Origin of the sequence: Saccharothrix texasensis, assembly GCF_003752005.1 — a bacterium.
Classification (GTDB): Bacteria; Actinomycetota; Actinomycetes; order Mycobacteriales; family Pseudonocardiaceae; genus Actinosynnema; species Actinosynnema texasense.
The window spans coordinates 2,137,163-2,152,874 of sequence record NZ_RJKM01000001.1 but is presented as its reverse complement, the minus strand read 5'-3'; the positions used below and the strand labels follow the sequence as shown (position 1 = coordinate 2,152,874).

15 protein-coding genes are annotated in these 15,712 nt (G+C 73.0%); 8 read left to right on the top strand and 7 right to left on the bottom strand.

Annotation, left to right across the window (positions count from 1 at the left end; genetic code table 11):
* Positions 1–125 precede the first annotated feature (125 nt).
* Genes mptB through EDD40_RS08130 form a run of 4 tightly spaced genes read left to right on the top strand, consistent with a single transcriptional unit; the run spans position 126 to position 5,344 of the window.
* Complete coding sequence (gene mptB, locus EDD40_RS08145) at positions 126–1,835, top strand: polyprenol phosphomannose-dependent alpha 1,6 mannosyltransferase MptB (RefSeq protein ID WP_148088731.1); 1,710 nt, start codon at positions 126–128, stop codon at positions 1,833–1,835.
* Positions 1,828–3,072: a mannosyltransferase gene (locus EDD40_RS08140; RefSeq protein WP_123742366.1), complete on the top strand. Its 1,245-nt coding sequence runs from the start codon at positions 1,828–1,830 to the stop codon at positions 3,070–3,072. The genes mptB and EDD40_RS08140 overlap by 8 nt, the downstream gene beginning before the upstream one ends.
* The gene (locus EDD40_RS08135) at positions 3,062–4,336 is read left to right on the top strand and encodes a glycosyltransferase 87 family protein (protein ID WP_148088730.1); all 1,275 of its coding nucleotides are present in this window, start codon (positions 3,062–3,064) and stop codon (positions 4,334–4,336) included. Before EDD40_RS08140 ends, EDD40_RS08135 begins: the two co-directional genes overlap by 11 nt.
* Before the next feature lie 9 nt (positions 4,337–4,345).
* Positions 4,346–5,344, top strand: coding sequence for an MBL fold metallo-hydrolase (locus EDD40_RS08130; RefSeq protein ID WP_123742364.1), 999 nt, complete (start codon positions 4,346–4,348; stop codon positions 5,342–5,344).
* A 9-nt stretch (positions 5,345–5,353) separates the two neighbouring features.
* Here EDD40_RS08130 and EDD40_RS08125 read toward each other — a convergent pair whose 3' ends face one another.
* Genes EDD40_RS08125 through EDD40_RS08115 form a run of 3 tightly spaced genes read right to left on the bottom strand, consistent with a single transcriptional unit; the run spans position 5,354 to position 8,468 of the window.
* Positions 5,354–5,791 (bottom strand): response regulator, encoded by a 438-nt coding sequence (locus EDD40_RS08125; protein WP_123742363.1) that lies wholly within the window; start codon positions 5,789–5,791, stop codon positions 5,354–5,356.
* Entirely contained in the window at positions 5,788–7,278 is a 1,491-nt protein-coding gene (locus tag EDD40_RS08120; RefSeq protein WP_123742362.1) for a sensor histidine kinase, read from the bottom strand. Before EDD40_RS08120 ends, EDD40_RS08125 begins: the two co-directional genes overlap by 4 nt.
* Positions 7,278–8,468 (bottom strand): PP2C family protein-serine/threonine phosphatase, encoded by a 1,191-nt coding sequence (locus tag EDD40_RS08115; protein WP_123742361.1) that lies wholly within the window; start codon positions 8,466–8,468, stop codon positions 7,278–7,280. Before EDD40_RS08115 ends, EDD40_RS08120 begins: the two co-directional genes overlap by 1 nt.
* Before the next feature lie 77 nt (positions 8,469–8,545).
* Here EDD40_RS08115 and EDD40_RS08110 point away from each other — a divergent pair, with 77 nt between their 5' ends.
* Positions 8,546–9,280, top strand: a complete 735-nt coding sequence (locus EDD40_RS08110) for a lysophospholipid acyltransferase family protein (protein WP_246037526.1) — start codon at positions 8,546–8,548, stop codon at positions 9,278–9,280.
* 3 nt (positions 9,281–9,283) lie between these two features.
* Here EDD40_RS08110 and EDD40_RS08105 read toward each other — a convergent pair whose 3' ends face one another.
* Entirely contained in the window at positions 9,284–9,742 is a 459-nt protein-coding gene (locus tag EDD40_RS08105; RefSeq protein ID WP_123742360.1) for a YkvA family protein, read from the bottom strand.
* Between the two features lie 119 nt (positions 9,743–9,861).
* Between EDD40_RS08105 and EDD40_RS08100 the strand changes: the two genes are divergently transcribed.
* Together EDD40_RS08100 and EDD40_RS08095 are read left to right on the top strand one after the other, a co-directional pair.
* Positions 9,862–10,500, top strand: a complete 639-nt coding sequence (locus EDD40_RS08100; protein ID WP_148088729.1) for a lipocalin-like domain-containing protein — start codon at positions 9,862–9,864, stop codon at positions 10,498–10,500.
* Positions 10,500–11,831 (top strand): S1 family peptidase, encoded by a 1,332-nt coding sequence (locus tag EDD40_RS08095; protein ID WP_123742358.1) that lies wholly within the window; start codon positions 10,500–10,502, stop codon positions 11,829–11,831. Before EDD40_RS08100 ends, EDD40_RS08095 begins: the two co-directional genes overlap by 1 nt.
* A 105-nt stretch (positions 11,832–11,936) precedes the next feature.
* Here EDD40_RS08095 and EDD40_RS08090 read toward each other — a convergent pair whose 3' ends face one another.
* The 3 genes from EDD40_RS08090 to EDD40_RS08080 are packed head-to-tail and all read right to left on the bottom strand — an operon-like array spanning position 11,937 to position 14,860.
* Positions 11,937–12,821 (bottom strand): TAXI family TRAP transporter solute-binding subunit, encoded by an 885-nt coding sequence (locus tag EDD40_RS08090; RefSeq protein ID WP_123742357.1) that lies wholly within the window; start codon positions 12,819–12,821, stop codon positions 11,937–11,939.
* On the bottom strand, positions 12,818–14,173 hold the full coding sequence (locus tag EDD40_RS08085) for a sensor histidine kinase (protein ID WP_123742356.1): 1,356 nt from the start codon (positions 14,171–14,173) through the stop codon (positions 12,818–12,820). The genes EDD40_RS08090 and EDD40_RS08085 overlap by 4 nt, the downstream gene beginning before the upstream one ends.
* A complete protein-coding gene (locus EDD40_RS08080; RefSeq protein WP_123742355.1) occupies positions 14,174–14,860 on the bottom strand; it encodes a response regulator transcription factor in 687 nt (228 codons plus the stop codon).
* Positions 14,861–14,911: 51 nt separating this feature from the next.
* Between EDD40_RS08080 and EDD40_RS08075 the strand changes: the two genes are divergently transcribed.
* Positions 14,912–15,643, top strand: coding sequence for an ANTAR domain-containing protein (locus tag EDD40_RS08075; protein WP_123742354.1), 732 nt, complete (start codon positions 14,912–14,914; stop codon positions 15,641–15,643).
* Positions 15,644–15,712 lie beyond the last annotated feature (69 nt).

Genomic DNA, 15,712 nt, shown 5'->3' with positions numbered 1-15,712 from the left:
GTGTCAACATTACTGATCGTGGCCTCACTCGTGCTCGATCCCCGCCATGATGGTGATGTCGTCGACGGCAGACGCGGTCGACGGGGACGAGGACCGATCACGAGACCGATGAGGTGGGCCTGGCTGTGACCGCTGAGGTGAGCGGAAGTGGCGCGCGCACGGACGGACCCACCCGCAGGGTGGGCACGTGGTCGGAGGTCATCCGGCAGGTTCCCCCGAGGTTGTTGCGGCTCGGCGCGCTCGGCGGGCTGCTGATCGCGCTCGGCGGCGTCGGCGCGGGCGCGGTGCTCCGCCGGGACCCGCTGCTGACCGGCACGATCCTCAACGCGGTGCGGTACGGCCACGGCCGCGACCTGGCCACCGCCGTGGTGTTCGTCGGCGTGGGCCTGCTGGTCTACTCGTGGGTCCGGTTGGGGCGGATGGTGCGCGCCGCCCAGGTCGACGGCCGCGGCGTGGTGCTGGCCGCCGCCGCGTGGACCGCACCGCTGCTCATCGGCCCGTCGCTGTACAGCCGGGACGTCTACAGCTACCTCGCGCAGGGCGCGGTCGCGCTGCACGGGTTCGACCCCTACACCACCGGCGCGTCCGTGCTGCCCCTGTCGCTGGGCGGCAACGTGGCGTCGCTGTGGCAGAACACGCCGTCGCCGTACGGGCCGCTGTTCCTCCTGGTCGCCAAGTGCGTGGTGGCGATCACCGGGGACAACGTCATCATCGGCGCGGTCCTCATGCGGCTCGCCGTGTTCAGCGGCCTGGCGATGCTGGCCTGGGCGATGCCCGGACTGGTCCGGCACCTCGGCGGGCGCACGTCGGTGGCGCTGTGGCTGACCGTGGCGAACCCGTTCGTGATCGCCGTCGGCATCGGCGGCGCGCACAACGACATCCTGATGGTCGGCCTGATGGCGGTCGGCGTGCTGATGGTGCTGGACGGCAAGCACGTGCGCGGCATCGCGGTGATCGCCCTGGCGACCGCGGTCAAGGCCACCGCCGTGCTGGTGATCCCGTTCCTCGTCTGGGTGTGGGTGGCGCGGATGTCCGGCCCGGCCCGCCAGCGGTTCTTCCAGGCGTGCGCGGTGGGCGGCATCACGTTCGCCGGCGTCTTCGCGCTGTCCACGATCATCGCCGGGGTCGACCTCGGCTGGGTCAACGTGCTGCAGAGCCAGACGCCGCTGCTGACCTGGATGTCGCTGCCCTGCGCCGTCGCCGAGCTGCTCTACTACTCGGTCGGCCGGCACGTCCCGGGCGCGACCTACGAGGGTTTCCTCGGGTTCTTCCGGTCCGTCGGCGTGTACGTGCTCGCCGCCGTGCTGGTCCGCCAGTGGTGGCTGGCCAGGGCGGGCGGTGTGGACGCCGTGCGGCGGGCCGCGATCGCCCTGCTCGCCGCTTCCGTGCTGGCCCCGTCCGTCCTCCCGTGGTACTTCACGTGGGTCTTGGCGCTCGCCGCCGCGTTCGCCTGGAAGGACCGGTGGCTCGCGGGCGCCGCGGGCTTCTCGGTCTGGATGGTCCTCGTCACGCTTCCCGACGGCACCATCGTCGCCCGCTGGCACTACGGTTCGGCGAACCCCGTCGTGTGGTGGTCCTACCTGGCCGTCACCGTCCTGATCGGCGTGTGGGTCGGCCGGTCGCTGCTGGGCCGCCGGCCCGTGTGGTCGCTGCTGGGCGAGCTGCGGGCGCGGTCGGGCGAGGCGGACCAGCCGAAGCGGCTCGTCGAGCCTGCGCCCCGGGTCGTCGAGCAGGCGCCGCCCGTCGTGCGGCAGGCGCCGACCGACGTCGAGGACGACGACGTGACGGGCGAGCCGGACGCGGCCGGGACGCAGCGCGGGAGCACGGGTGGTTGATCGGGTTGAACAGCGGGTGCTGAGGTTCGCCCCGCTGGTGTTGTGCTTGTCGCTGGGCTGGTACTTCTGGCGCCTCGGCGTGCCGAGCGGCTGGGGCATGATCGACCTCAAGGTCTACTGGAGCCTCGCGCCGAACCTGCTCACCGACCAGCTCTACACGATCGACATGCCGTTCACGGCGGACTTCCCGCTGCCGTTCACCTACCCGCCGTTCGCGGCCGCGGTGTTCCTCCCGCTGTCCTGGCTGCCGTGGGTGGCCGCGCGGATCGTGTGGCAGGTGCTGTCCCTGGTCTGCCTCTGGTGGCTGGTCCGCACCGCGTTGTCGCTGGTCGCCGCCAGGTCGGGGCAGCGGTTCGACGCCACCTGGTCGCGCCGCGCGCTGCTGTGGACGGCGCTCGCGCTGTGGTGCGAGCCGGTGCGCAAGACGCTCGACTTCGGGCAGATCAACCTGGTGCTGATCGCCGGCACGTTCGCCGCCATGGTCGCGACCCGGCACCTGGTGGCGGGTTTCGGCGTCGGAGTCGCGGCCGGGCTGAAGCTCACCCCGGCGATCTCGGGCCTGTACTTCCTGGTCACGCGCCGGTTCAAGGCGGCGCTGTGGACGGCGGTCGGCTTCGCGGTCACCGTGGCCATCGGCTTCGCCGCCTCCGCGGCGGACTCGTGGCGGTACTGGTTCGAGCTGCTCGGCGCGGCCGACCGGGTCGGCCCGGTGGGGTCCGCGATCAACCAGTCGTTGCGGGGCGCGTTGTCGCGGACCCTCGGCCACGACGTCGAGATGACGTGGCCGTGGCTGCTCGCGGTGGCGGTGTCGGCCGTGCTGACCGGGTTCGCGCTGCGCGCCGCGGTGAAGGCCCGCGACACGCTCGCCACCGTGGTCGCCGTGCAGCTGTTCGGGTTGCTGCTCTCGCCGATCTCGTGGAGCCACCACTGGGTGTGGGTGATCCCCCTGGTGCTGTGGGCGTTCTACGGCGCCCGCCGCTCGTGGCCCGTGCTGGCGGTCGCGGCGGCGTGGGTCGTGGTGACCGGCGCGGACCTGATCACCTTCCTGATCGACCAGCAGCCGACCATCTGGGAGATCCCCCGGCCGTGGCCGTTGGCCGCGCTCGGGTGGTGCTACCCGCTGCTCGGGCTGCTCACCCTCGCGGTGATCCCGTCGGGGCTGCGCGGCGACACCCGCGAGCCCGCCGGCGCCACGCCGCCCCCTGCCACGTCGAAGGTCGAGCCCAGTGTCGGTTGAACCGCCCCCGTCCGCCGCGCGCGTGCTCGTGAAGGCCGAGCGGTGGCTGTCGGCCGCGGCGCCCGTGCTGCTGCTGGCGTCGATCGTGGGCCGCGGCTGGACCATCGTCACCGGGTTCGGCAACGAGACGATCGACCTGTACGTGTACTGGGCGCTGGCGCCGCACGTGCTCTCCGGCGACCTCTACGACGTCACGTCGCCGAACTCGCCGCCCGACTTCCCGCTGCCGTTCACCTACCCGCCGTTCGGCGCGCTGGTGTTCCTGCCGATGACGTGGCTGCCGTGGGTCGTCGCGCAGTGGGTGCTGCGGCTGCTGTCCGGGCTGTGCCTGTACTGGATGGTGCGCGTCGCCCTGCGCCTGGTGGCGGGGGAGGGCTGGACGGCGGACGCGGCGACGTGGCGGCGTCGGGCGCTGCTGTGGACCGCCGTGCTGCTGTGGCTGCAGCCGGTGGTGCACACGTTCGACTTCGGGCAGGTCAACCTGCTGCTGGCGGCGGTGGTGCTGGGCGCGATGACGGCCCGGGACTCCCGGCTCGCGGGCGCCGGCATCGGCCTGGCGGCGGGCGTGAAGCTCGTGCCCGCCATCTCCGGGCTGTACTTCCTGGTCACGCGCAGGTTCGCGGCGGCGTTGTGGTCGATCGCGGCGTTCGCGGCGAGCGTCGGCCTCGGTTTCCTGGTGGACCCGGCGCAGGCCAGGCACTACTGGTTCGAGCTGCTCGGCGCGGCCGACCGGGTCGGCCCGATCGGCACCGCGCACAACCAGTCGTTGCGGGGCGCGTTGTCGCGGACCCTCGGCTACGACGTCGAGATGACGTGGCCGTGGGTGCTCGCGGTGGTGGTGTCGGCCGTGCTCGCCGGGTTCGCCCTGCGCGCCGCCGTGCGGGCGGGCGACGTGCTGATCGGCGTGCTGGTCGTGCAGGTCCTCGGCCTGCTGCTCTCGCCGATCTCGTGGGACCACCACTGGGTGTGGATCGCGCCGCTGCTGATCTGGCTGGTGCACACCAAGGTCGCGCCGTGGGCCCGGGTCGTGCTGCTGGTGCTGTGGTGCCCGGTGATGTTCTGGGACGTGATCGCCTTCCAGCTCGACCGGCAGCCCACCATCTGGACCATCCCGCGGCCCGGCTACCTGTCCGCGATCGGCTGGGCCTACCCGGCGTTGGCGCTGCTCACGCTGGCCGTGATCCCGTTCGTGGTGAAGGCGGTCGCGCGGCGTGAGCCGACGAACGCGGCACTGGCGGACCAAGCCGAGGTTACCGGCAAGTAGGATCCGGGGATGGAGTGGACCGAACCCGGAGTCTTCGAGGTCGCGCCCGGTGTCCACCGGATCCCGCTGCCCCTGCCCAACGACGGGCTGCACACCGTCAACGTGTACGCGGTCGACGACGGCGACGGCCTCGTCCTGATCGACTCAGGCTGGGCCCTCGACGCGGGCGAGACGGCGCTGGAGTCGGCGCTGGGCGCGCTCGGGCGCGGGTTCGAGGACGTCCGGCGCTTCCTGGTCACGCACGTCCACCGCGACCACTACACGATGGCCGTGGCCCTGCGCCGCCGGTTCGGCACGAAGATCGCGCTCGGCGCGGGGGAGCAGCCGTCCCTGGCCAAGGTCATCGGCCGGCGCCGGGACGGTGTCCGCGACCTGGCCCGGTGGGGCGCGCCGCACCTGGCCGAGCGGTGGGAGGCGGTGGTGGCGTCGGTCGGCGAAGCCGAGCTGCGCGACTACGAGGAGCCCGACGAGTGGCTCCGCGAGGGCGACCTGGCCCTGGAGAAGCGGGTGCTGCGCGTCCTGCCGACGCCCGGACACACCCGCGGGCACGTGGTGTTCGTCGACGTCGAGTCGTCGCTGCTGTTCGCGGGCGACCACGTGCTGCCGCACATCACGCCGTCGATCGGCTTCGAACCCGCCCGGCCCGCGCTGCCCCTGGGCGACTACCTCGACTCGCTGCGCCTGGTCCGCGACTTCCCGGACCTGCGGCTGCTGCCCGCTCACGGCCCCGTCACCGAGTCGAGCCACGCCCGAGTGGAGGAACTGCTCGTCCACCACGAAGACCGGCTCACGGCCACGCTGGACGCCGTGCGGGCGGGCACCGGCACCGCCTTCGAGACCGCGCGCGCGCTCGGCTGGACCAGGCGCGGTCGGAAGTTCGCCGAGTTGGACCTGTTCAACCAGGTGCTGGCCACCGGCGAGACGGCCGCGCACCTCGACGTGCTGGTCCATCGCGGGCTGCTGACCGCCGCCGAGGACGAGGGCGTGGTGCGGTACGCGACGGGCTGACGCGCCGGTCTAGCGGGGCAGTTTCACCACGGTCACGAAGAAGTCGTCGATCTGCCGCACGACCTCGATGAACCGGTCGAAGTCGACCGGCTTGGTGACGTAGGCGTTGGCGTGCAGGTTGTAGCTGCGCAGGATGTCCTCCTCCGCCTCCGACGTGGTCAGCACCACCACCGGGATGGGCCGCAGCGTCTCGTCCGCCTTGATGTCGGCCAGCACCTCGCGGCCGTCCATCTTCGGCAGGTTCAGGTCGAGCAGGATCAGCCCCGGTCGCGGCGCGTCCTCGTAGCGGCCCTCGCGGCGCAGGAACTCCATCGCCTCGACGCCGTCGCGGACCACGTGCAGCTGGTTGCGGATCTTGTGGTGCTCGAACGCCTCCTGCGTCATCAGCGCGTCGCCGGGGTCGTCCTCCACCAGCAGGACGTCGATCACGTTCAGCGGGTTGCTCATTGCTCGTCGTCCTCTACTGCCGGCAGCGTGAACTTGAAAGTGGTCCCGGTGGCGCCCTCGCCGGTGTCCAGCCAGATGGTGCCGCCGTGGTACTCCACGATCTTCCGGCACATCGCCAGCCCGATCCCGGTGCCGGGGTAGTCGTCCTTGTGGTGCAGGCGCTGGAAGATCACGAAGATCCGTTCAGCGTACTCGGGATCGATGCCGATGCCGTGGTCGCTCACCGTGAACGTCCAGAATCCGCCCGTTCGCTCCACGTCCACGCGCACGTGCGGGGGGTCGTCGCCGTGGAACTTCACCGCGTTGCTGATCAGGTTGCCGAACACCCCGCCGAGCAGCGACGCCTCGCCGCGCACCGTCGGCAGGTCCGCCACCTCGACCGTCGCGCCGGTCCGCTCGATGGCCTCGGAGTAGTTGTCCAGCACCTGGGCGACCAGCTCGTCGCAGTCCACCAGGGTCTGCTCGCGGGTGAGCCTGCCGACCCGGGAGAACGCCAGCAGGTCGTTGATCAGCACCTGCATCCGCTTCGCCCCGTCCACCGCGAACCTCAGGTACTGCTCGCCGCGCTCGTCGAGCTGACCCGAGTAGCGCCGCTCCAGCAGCTGGCAGAAGCTCGCGACCTTGCGCAGCGGCTCCTGGAGGTCGTGCGAGGCGACGTAGGCGAACTGCTCCAGCTCCGAGTTCGACCGGCGCAGCTCCTCCAGGTCGGACAGGATGCGCACCCGCATGGCCTCGACGTCCTGGCCCAGCATCACCGTCTCGCGGGGCCCGCCCGCCTCGACCGCGTGCGCGTAGTCGCCCGACGACACCTGCCGCACGTCCGCCGCGAGCCCCGTCAACGGCGCGATGACGATCCGGTACAGCATCACCGCCACCCCGGCGATGATCAGCACCAGCAGCACGCCGAGCCCGATCACCAGCCAGAACGCCTGGGTCGCGACGCTCATCACGTTCGCCCGGCCCACCGCGGACGCTTCCTCGACCTTGGTCTTCAACCCCGCCATCGCCGCGCGCGCCCGGTCGAACAGCGCCTTGCCGCGCTCGGCGTCGGCCAGGGTGGTCTGCGGGTTGCCCGACACGTACACCAGGTCGATCAGCGGGTCGGCGTAGCTCTCCCGCCAGTCGGCCGCCACCCGCTCGACCTCTTCCAGCTCGCGGACCAGCTCCGGCCGCGCGGTCAGCAGCGACCGGGCGGACGCCGCGGCGTCCAACTCGGCCTGCTGCCCGTCGGTGTAGGGGGCGAGGAAGTTCCGGTTGGCGGTGAGCACGTACCCGCGCAGACCGGTCTCCTGGTTGGCCAGCGCGGTCTGCATCTCCAGGACCTCGCGGCTCGCCGGGTCGATCCGGTCCAGCAGCTCGATGCGGGCGTCGGTCAGGCCGGCCAACGCGACCAGGAGGCTGCCGATGGCGCCCGCGCAGACCACGATCAGGACCGAGACGGCGGCGATGAGGAGCTTGCTCGCGGGCCAGCGGTTGCGGTAGTCCATCAGGCGCGGTCCGAGATCAGCAGCACTGCCATGTCGTCGTCCAGCTCCCCGCCGTTGAGTTCCTTGACCCGGCTGATGAGGTCGTCCAGCAGCGTCGCCGGCGTGCGCGCCCAGTCCGGCCGCTCCCCGGTGATCTCGCCGATCAGGTCGATCAGCCGCTCCGACCCCAACCGCTCGCTGTCGCCGTGCACCCGGCCCTCGACCAGGCCGTCGGTGTAGAGCAGCATCGCCCAGCCCGGCGGCAGCGGCACGTCCAAGCCGCTCCACGTGCTGTCCGGCAGCACGCCGAGCGGCAGCCCGGCCCGGTCGCGGGGCAGCTCCACCACCCGGTCGCCGACCAGCAGCATCGGCTCCGGGTGCCCGGCCAGGTAGACCCGCGCCCACCGGCGGTCCGGCGAGATCGTCACCATGCACGCCGTGGTGAACAGGCCGGGCTGGTGGCGTTCGTGCTCCAGGATCTCGTGCAACGTGCGCAGCACCCGCGACGGCTCCTGGTCGGCCAGCACCAGCGCCCGCCAGGCGATGCGCAGGAACACGCCGATCGCGGCCTCGTCCGGGCCGTGCCCGCAGACGTCGCCGATCAGCACCTGGAGCGTGCCGTCGGCGGTGCGCACCACGTCGTAGAAGTCGCCGCCGAGCAGCATCCGGCTGCCGCCGGGGCGGTAGCGGACCTGCCAGCCGATGTCGTCGCCGTGCATGATCGGCGACGGCAGCAGGCCGCGTTCCAGGCGGGTCTTCTCGGCCGCGAGCAGCTTCTCGTCGCGCAGTTGGCGCTGGGTCTCCTCGACCCGCTTGCGGCCGACCGCGTAGCGGATGCTCCGGGCCAGGCCGACGCCGTCCACCTGGCCCTTGACCAGGTAGTCCTCCGCGCCCTGGGCGACGGCCCTGGTGCCCTGGTGCTCGTCGTTGAGGCCGGTGAGCACGATGATCGCCACCGGCGCCGGGTCGGCGAGCAGCCTGGTCAGGCCGTCGAGGCCGGTCGTGTCCGGCAGGCCGAGGTCGAGCAGCACGCAGTCCGCCTTGGCCAGCAGGCCCTCGGCTTCCCGCAGCGTCCGCGCCCGGTGCAGGGCGACGTCCGCCTCCACCTCGTCCAACAGGGCTTCGACCAGCACGGCGTCGCCCTCGTCGTCTTCGACGAGGAGCACGTTGATCCGGTTCACCGCGGTCCGCGGTGCGGGGAGCCCTGCCACGGGGGAGGAGATTAGTCGAACTCGATCAGACCCGGGCGACGGCGGTGCGGTGGGGCGCGGTGAGGGCGTCCGCGGCCATGACCGAAGATCCTGCCGTGACGTTCTCCCAGATGGTGGCGCTGACGACCCGCTTGCCCCGACGGGGCCGCGGTTTCTGGTACTCCGTGGCGATCGACCTGCTGTGGCCGCTGGTGGTGCTGTTCGTGCGGATGAGGATGGCGGGCCGGACGAACATCCCGCGCGAGGGCGCGGTGCTGCTGGCGTCCAACCACCTGTCCTTCGCCGACCCGGTGACGCTGACCGCGTTCGCGCTGGCGTCCGGCCGGGTGCCCCGGTACCTGGCCAAGGCGAGCCTGTGGAAGGCGCCGGTGCTCGGGTGGGTGATGTCGTCGGGGCGGCACATCCCGGTCGACCGCGACAGCGTGCGGGCCGGTCGGGCGCTGGACAGCGCGCGCACGTCGCTGGACGAGGGGCAGTGCGTGATCGTCTACCCCGAGGGGACCTTCACCAACGACCCCGACGGTTGGCCCATGCGCGGCAAGAACGGCGTCGCGCGGCTGGCGCTGGCCTCCCGCACGCCGGTCGTGCCGGTGGCGCAGTGGGGCACCCGGGAGCTGCTGCCGCCGGGGAAGTTCGTGCCGCGGCCGTGGCGCGAGGTGTCCGTGGTGGCGGGCGCGGAGGTCGACCTGTCCGACCTGTACGGGCTGGAGCCGACCAAGGCCGTGCTGGACGAGGCGACCGCGCGGATCATGGACGCGGTGACCGCGCTGCTCAGCGGCGTGCGCGAACTGCCCCGGCCCGCGGGCGGCTGAGGGTCAGCGGCTCTTCCCGGCCTTGCCCGAGCGCTCCCGCTCCCACCGCAGGTACTGGCCCGTGACGGTGGACACGCTGGTGAGCAGCCACACGGCGACGCCCGCGTCGTCGGTCACGCCGATCAGCGGCAGCAGCTCGGGCAGCAGGTCGATCGGGGAGACGAGGTAGAGCACGGCGAAACCCCACGTGGCCATCGTGCTGGTCGGCAGGCCGTAGGCCTTGCGCTCGCGCAGCAGCCGGGGCAGGGCCTTCGCCCGGTCGAACACGGTGCCGACCGGGCGCGGCTCGCCGTTGCGCTCCCACCGCCGCCGCCTGCGCACCACCCACAGCACACCGGCCGCCACGCCGAGCACCACCAGGGCGGAGCCGGCGACGACGGGTGGCAGGCCGACCAACTCGTCGTCACGCCACAGCAGTGTGCTCAGCCCGAGCAGGGTGAGGACCACGCTGAGGAAGATCACACGTCCATGGTAGTGGCGGCGAGGCCGCCACGCGGGCGGGGCGGGCGCCGGATCACGGCGCGGAAACTTCCGGATCAACCGGCTCACGGCGCGGGCGGGCCGGTCAATACGATGGCCCGGTGAGCGATTCCCCCCGGTTACCGGCGCGATCCGTCGTCGTGGTGCTGTTCGTCGTCGCCGCTTGTGCCGTCCTCGCGGCCGGCGGGTTGACCGCCGCGGTCCTCGCCGACGCGTCGCCCCGCGAGGCCGCGCCGGTGGCGGCGGGGAGGCCCTCGCCCACCGCCCGCGCGGACACCACCCGCCCCGTCGGGCCGCCGTTGTGCCTGATCGGCTCGTGGCGCACGGTGCAGGAGCAGGTGATGGTCAAGTTCTACAACAACGAGGACCCGCTGCCGTTCGTCACCTCCGGCCGGGCGTACGAGTTCCGACCGGACGGCACCGGGACCGAGCGGATGGACGACGTGGTGTTCCAGGGCACGTTCCAGGGCAACGAGCTGCGGCTGGTCGGCAACGGGATCATCGAGTTCACCTGGAGCGCGACGGAGGGGACCATCACCTACGGCGCCCAGACCAAGGCCGAGTTCACCTGGGCCTACTACGACCAGCGCGGCCTGGTGGAGACCCAGACGATCCCCTCGGAACAGGCGCGGCACGAGGTGGACGACTACGCCTGCCAGGGCGCCCAGCTCGTGGAGAGCAACTCCCGCGGCTACCGCTCGGTGTGGGCTCGGACCACCGGGTTCGGGGTGTACGGCTGATGCGCGCGTTGCTCGTCGCGGCGGCGTTGCTGGCGCTCGCCGCCGCACCCGCTCCGATCGCCTCCGCCGCCGGGCAGCCGTCGAGCCCGGAGGAGCTGGCCGCCGCCATCGCCCGGCCCGCGATCGTGTTCATCACCGTGGAGTGGCACGGCTGGGTGCGGGACAAGCGCACCGGCGAGGTGTTCGGCGGCGCCGACGGCTACGTCGTGAAGGCGACGTGCAGCGGCGTGGTGATCCGGCCGGACGGGCACGTGGCCACCGCCAGCCACTGCGTCCACACCGGACCGCAGGGCGGCGCGGGCGCGTTGTTCGACGCGGCGATCGAGGACCTCGCGGCGGTGGGCCGGGTGGTGGACCGGGCCGCGGCCAAGGCGCAGCTGGCCGAGCACGCCGTCGCCGAGGGCGCGGACCCGGACCGACCGGTCGACCGCGCGATCCAGGTCGAGCGGATGGAGGCCACCGGCGACGGCCCGATCCGGGACGTCGCGCCCGCCACCGTGGTCGACCTCGTCGCACCGACCGAAGGCGACGTGGCGGTGCTGAAGGTGCCGCGCGAGCACCTGCCGTCGTTGGCGATCAGGGCCGACCAGACGCCGGTCGGCACGCCGATCCTGGCCATCGGCTACCCCGGATCGGCGGGCGCGGCGGTCGACCCGAGCCTGGAGCCGAGCAACAAGAACGGCCAGGTGTCGGCCCGTCGGACGCAGAACGACCGGCCGTTCTACGAGTTCAGCGCCGCCGCCACGCAGGGGATGAGCGGTGGGCCGGTGGTCGACATGGACGGCCGGATCGTCGGTCTGGTCAGCCAGGGCTCGCCGGGGGAGACGCAGTCGTTCAACTTCGCCGCCGCGTCGTCGACGTTGTCGGACGTGTTGGCGGGCAAGGACGTGTCGGCCGAGCCGGGCCCGCACGACCGCGACTACCGGACCGCGCTGGACCGCTACTTCGCGGACGACTTCGACGGCGCGGTGGAGGGGTTCGACGACGTGCTGGCCGCGTCGCCCGGACACCTGCAGGCGACCGAGTACCGGCGGCTCGCGGTCGACCGGGGCGGGTCGGCCGGCGGGGGCTCGTCGCTGCTGATCGGGTTGGCGGTGCTCTGCGGCGGTGTCGCGGTGGCCACGGCGACGGCGGGCACGGCGATCGCGCTGACCCGGCGGCGTCGGCTGTCCCCCGCCGTGCCGCCGCCCGGTCCCGTGCCGCCGCCGGTGGTGTCCGATGTGGACACCCCACCGTTCGGCATCCCGGTCCGGGTCGTGCCGGCGACCGTCGAGGTGGTGCGACCCGACGACGACGAGGACGGGCCGACCACGCCGGGGTCCACGTCCTGAGCGTTGAACTCAGGTGCTCTGGACGTAGGACTCACGCGCCGTGAGCGTTGGACTCTCGCGCCGTGAGCGTTGGACTCTCGCGCCGTGAGCGTTGGACTCTCGCGGTCAGCCGTGCAGGTCGCGGTAGGTGGCGGCGGCGCCGGGGTGCAGCGGCAGGCCCGCGGTGCCGATCAGGCTGCGCACGTCGAGGAACTGGGTGCCCAGCGCCTGCCGGGGCACCAGGGCGGCGGCGCGGGAGATCAGCGTGCGGGTGACCGCGGCGGCCGCCCCGTCCGGCAGCGACGCCCGGCACACCAGCAGGTTCGCCACCCCGATCGTGGGCACCTCGCGGGTCGCGCCGTACACCTCGATCGGCACCGGCACCTGCTCGTACACCGACCCGTGCGCCGCGCGCAGCTGCGGCACCAGCTCGGCCAGCGGCAGCAGGCGGATGCCGGGCAGCCCGTCCAGCGCCGGCGTCGGCACGCCACCCGACCACAGCAGCGCGTCGACCCGCCCGGCCGCCAACGCCTCCGCCGCGTCGCCGAGCTTGCGGTGCTCCACCCGCACCGAGTCGCCCAGCCCGAGCGCGGCGAGCATCCGCTCACCGGACAGCGACGCGCCGGAGCCCTCCGCGCCCAGCGACACGGTCCGCCCGGCCAGGTCGGCGGGCGTCCGCGCCGGATCGTCCTCCCGCACGACCAGCTGGAGGTAGTTCTCGTACACCCGGCCGAGGGCGCGCAGCTCCAGCCCCGGGTCGGCGACGAGCGCGGAGTCGGCCAGCGCGAGCGCGACCTGGGCCCCGCCCGACGCCAGCAACGCGAGGTTCGCCAGGCTGCCCTCGGTCTCCAGCGCCCGGCCGCGCACGTCCACCAGCTGCTCCGCGAGCAGGGTGGCGAAGTCGAAGTACATGCCCCCGCGCTCGCCGGCGGCGATGGCCAGCTCACCCGACGGCGCGCCGGTCGCGCACCCGGCGGCCAGCAGCCCGAGCAGGAACACCCGCCGGTTCACAGCGCCGGCTCCAGCGGCAGCGCGACCCGGGCGGTGAACCCGTCGGCCGACGACAGGTCCAGCACCCCCTGCCGCGCCCTGACCAGCTGGTCCGCGATCGCCAGGCCGAGCCCCGTGCCCGGCTGCCCGGACCGCCCGCGCCAGAACCTCGACGTGGCCAACGCCAGCTCCTCCTCGTCCAGCCCGGGGCCGTCGTCGTGCACCTCCACCCAGCCGACGCCGGCCGCGCGGTCCGCGCCGAGCGACACCCGCACCGCGCCTCCGTACTTCACCGCGTTGTCCAGCAGCACGTCCAGCACCTGCGCGAGGTCGGACTCCGGGCAGCGCACCAGCACCGCCAACGCGGGTGTCGCGGGCAGCGGCACCTGCCAGAACCCGGCCCGGTCCACGGCCACCGCGCCGACGTCGGCCAGCTCCGGCTCGCGCCCGCCCGCCGCGACCTCGGTGGCCGCGCTCTCCGCCGAGGCCAGCGCCAGCAGCCCGTCCAGCAGCGACTCCAGCCGTTCGATCTCGGCCACCCCCGCCGTGTAGGCGCGCACCCCCTCCGGCTTGACCTGGCCGCTCAACGTGTCCATCCGCAGCCGCAACGCCGCCATCGGGTTGCGCAGCTGGTGCGAGGCGTCCGCGATCAGCCGTCGCTGCTGGTCGGCGGCCTCGGTGACGGCGTCGGACATCCGGTTGAACGACTCCGACAGCTCGCGCACCTCCGGGGGCCCGCTGCCGCTGGCCACGTGCGCCCGCCGTTCGCCGGCGGCCACCGCCCGCACGCCGTTCGCCAGCTCCGCGAGCGGCTTGAGCAGCCAGCGGGTGACGGCCAGCACCAGCAGGATCGAGATGACGGCCGCCGCGAGTGCGCCACCGAGGACCAGCAGCCACCGCCCGGCCACGTCCCCCGCCGCGCGGTCCACCGACGCGCGCAGCACCACCGCCCCGGCCACCCTGGTGCCGGTGCCGACCGGCCGGGCGAACACCACGTGCCCCGACGACCACGGCGTCAGCGTCGGCACGGCCGAGGCGGGCTGGTTGCGCAGCGCCGCGTCCAGCACCCGCGCCAGGGCGGGGTCGTCCGAGGTCAGACCGGCCTGGGCGACCGGCTGCCGGCGCGCGTCGACCACCACCACCGGGTCGCCGTACAGCTCGACGTACGCGGCGACCTCGTCCTCCAGCGCGGCCTCGTCGCCGGTGGTCTCGGCCTGCTGGGCGAGCGCGGCGAACCGGTCCAGGTCACCGGTGCGCGTGAGCACGAACCGCTGGGTGCGCTCGGTGGCCGTCGACGACAGCAGCGGCACGGCGAACGCGGCCACGGCGGCGGCCGAGAACAGCAGGAGCACCAGCAGCAGGCGGCGGCGCATTCACGTCCCCGTCCGGTCGTCGGCGCCGCCGGGGCCCAGCCGGTAGCCGAACCCGCGGATGGTGGTCAGCAGGCCGGGGCGTCCCAGCTTCGCCCGCAGGCCCGCCAGGTGCACGTCCAGCGACCGCGACACGGCCAGGTAGGCGTCGCCCCAGACCTCGTCCATGAGCTGCTGGCGGCTGACCGCCGTGCCCGCGCGGCCGGCCAACGCGGCCAGCACGTCGAACTCCTTGGTGGTCAACAAGACCTCCACGTCGGCCACCACCACCCGCCGGCCCTCCAGGTCGATCTCCACGTCGCCGATCCGCACCGTCCGGTCCTTCGGCCCGGTGAGCGCCGCGCTGCGCCGCGCGACCGCGTCCATCCGGGCGAGCAACTCTCCGAGGCGGACCGGTTTCACCAGGTAGTCGTCGGCGCCGAGCCGCAGACCACGCACTATGGACCGCTCGTCGCCCCGGGCTGTGAGAACCAGCACCGGCACCGGCGACACCTTGCGGATCTTGCGCAGCACCTCCAACCCGTCCGTGTCGGGCAGCCCGAGGTCGAGCAGCAGCAGGTCGAAGTGGCGGTGTACCAGCAGCGCGTCCGAGCCGCGCGCCACCCGGCTCGGGCGGTGGTCGTTGGCCTCGAGCGCCTCGACCAAGGCGTCCGCGACCCCGTCGTCGTCCTCGACGAGCAGCACGCGCACCCGTCCACCCCCTTTTGGTTGGGGCGATTATCGCGTTTAAGGTGTAAAAAAGTGCCTGTGAGCATCGACGAGCACGTACCGGCTGCCCTGCTGGACGAGGCCAGCGAGGCGTTGGAGGAGCTGGCCGGCGTGCTGACCGACGGCCAGAGCCTGGGGGACGCGCTCCAGCAGCTGGCCGAATCGGCGTCGCGGGTCATCCCGGACGCGGAGAACGTCTCCGTGACCCTGATCGGCATGGACGGCGCGTCCACGGCGGCCTGGACCGACGAGAAGGTCGTCGCGATCGACCACGACCAGTACGCGGCGGGCAACGGGCCGTGCCTGGAGGCGGCCAGGACCCAGCGGCCGGTGCGGGCCACCGCGGCGGGCGGGCGGGTGATGTGGCCGGAGTTCGCCGCCGCGGCCGAGCGCGCGGGCGTGCGGGCGTACCTGTCCGCGCCGATCGCGGTGGAGGACGACGTGCTCGGCTCACTGAACCTCTACAGCTCGGAGGACCGGGCGTTCGACCCGTTCGACGAGGCGTTGTTGCGGCTGTTCGTCACCGCCGCGATCACGTCGATCACCGGCTTCCGCCGCTACGAGCGGTCCCGCAGGCTGGTCGAGCACCTCCAGCGCGCGCTGGAGTCGCGCGGCGAGATCGACCAGGCCAAGGGCGTGCTGATGGCCGCGCACGGCGTCGACGAGCGGGAGGCGTTCGCCCGGCTGGTGACCGAGTCGCAGCAGCACAACATCAAGCTGCGCGAGGTGGCCCGCAACCTGCTCGCCTCGGTGCGGAGACCCTGATTGTCATGCCCCTGACAAAAGACGTATCAGAATTTTGGTTTTCGGCACAGGCGTGAATTGCCCGGTTCC

Excerpts from the sequence above, each read along its gene's own strand:
- EDD40_RS08120 (WP_123742362.1), bottom strand. The coding sequence starts at position 7,278 with ATGGACTACCGCAACCGCTGGCCCGCGAGCAAGCTCCTCATCGCCGCC.
- EDD40_RS08110 (WP_246037526.1), top strand. The coding sequence starts at position 8,546 with ATGACCGAAGATCCTGCCGTGACGTTCTCCCAGATGGTGGCGCTGACG.
- EDD40_RS08095 (WP_123742358.1), top strand. The coding sequence starts at position 10,500 with ATGCGCGCGTTGCTCGTCGCGGCGGCGTTGCTGGCGCTCGCCGCCGCA.
- EDD40_RS08130 (WP_123742364.1), top strand. The coding sequence starts at position 4,346 with ATGGAGTGGACCGAACCCGGAGTCTTCGAGGTCGCGCCCGGTGTCCAC.
- EDD40_RS08125 (WP_123742363.1), bottom strand. The coding sequence starts at position 5,791 with ATGAGCAACCCGCTGAACGTGATCGACGTCCTGCTGGTGGAGGACGAC.
- EDD40_RS08085 (WP_123742356.1), bottom strand. The coding sequence starts at position 14,173 with ATGCGCCGCCGCCTGCTGCTGGTGCTCCTGCTGTTCTCGGCCGCCGCC.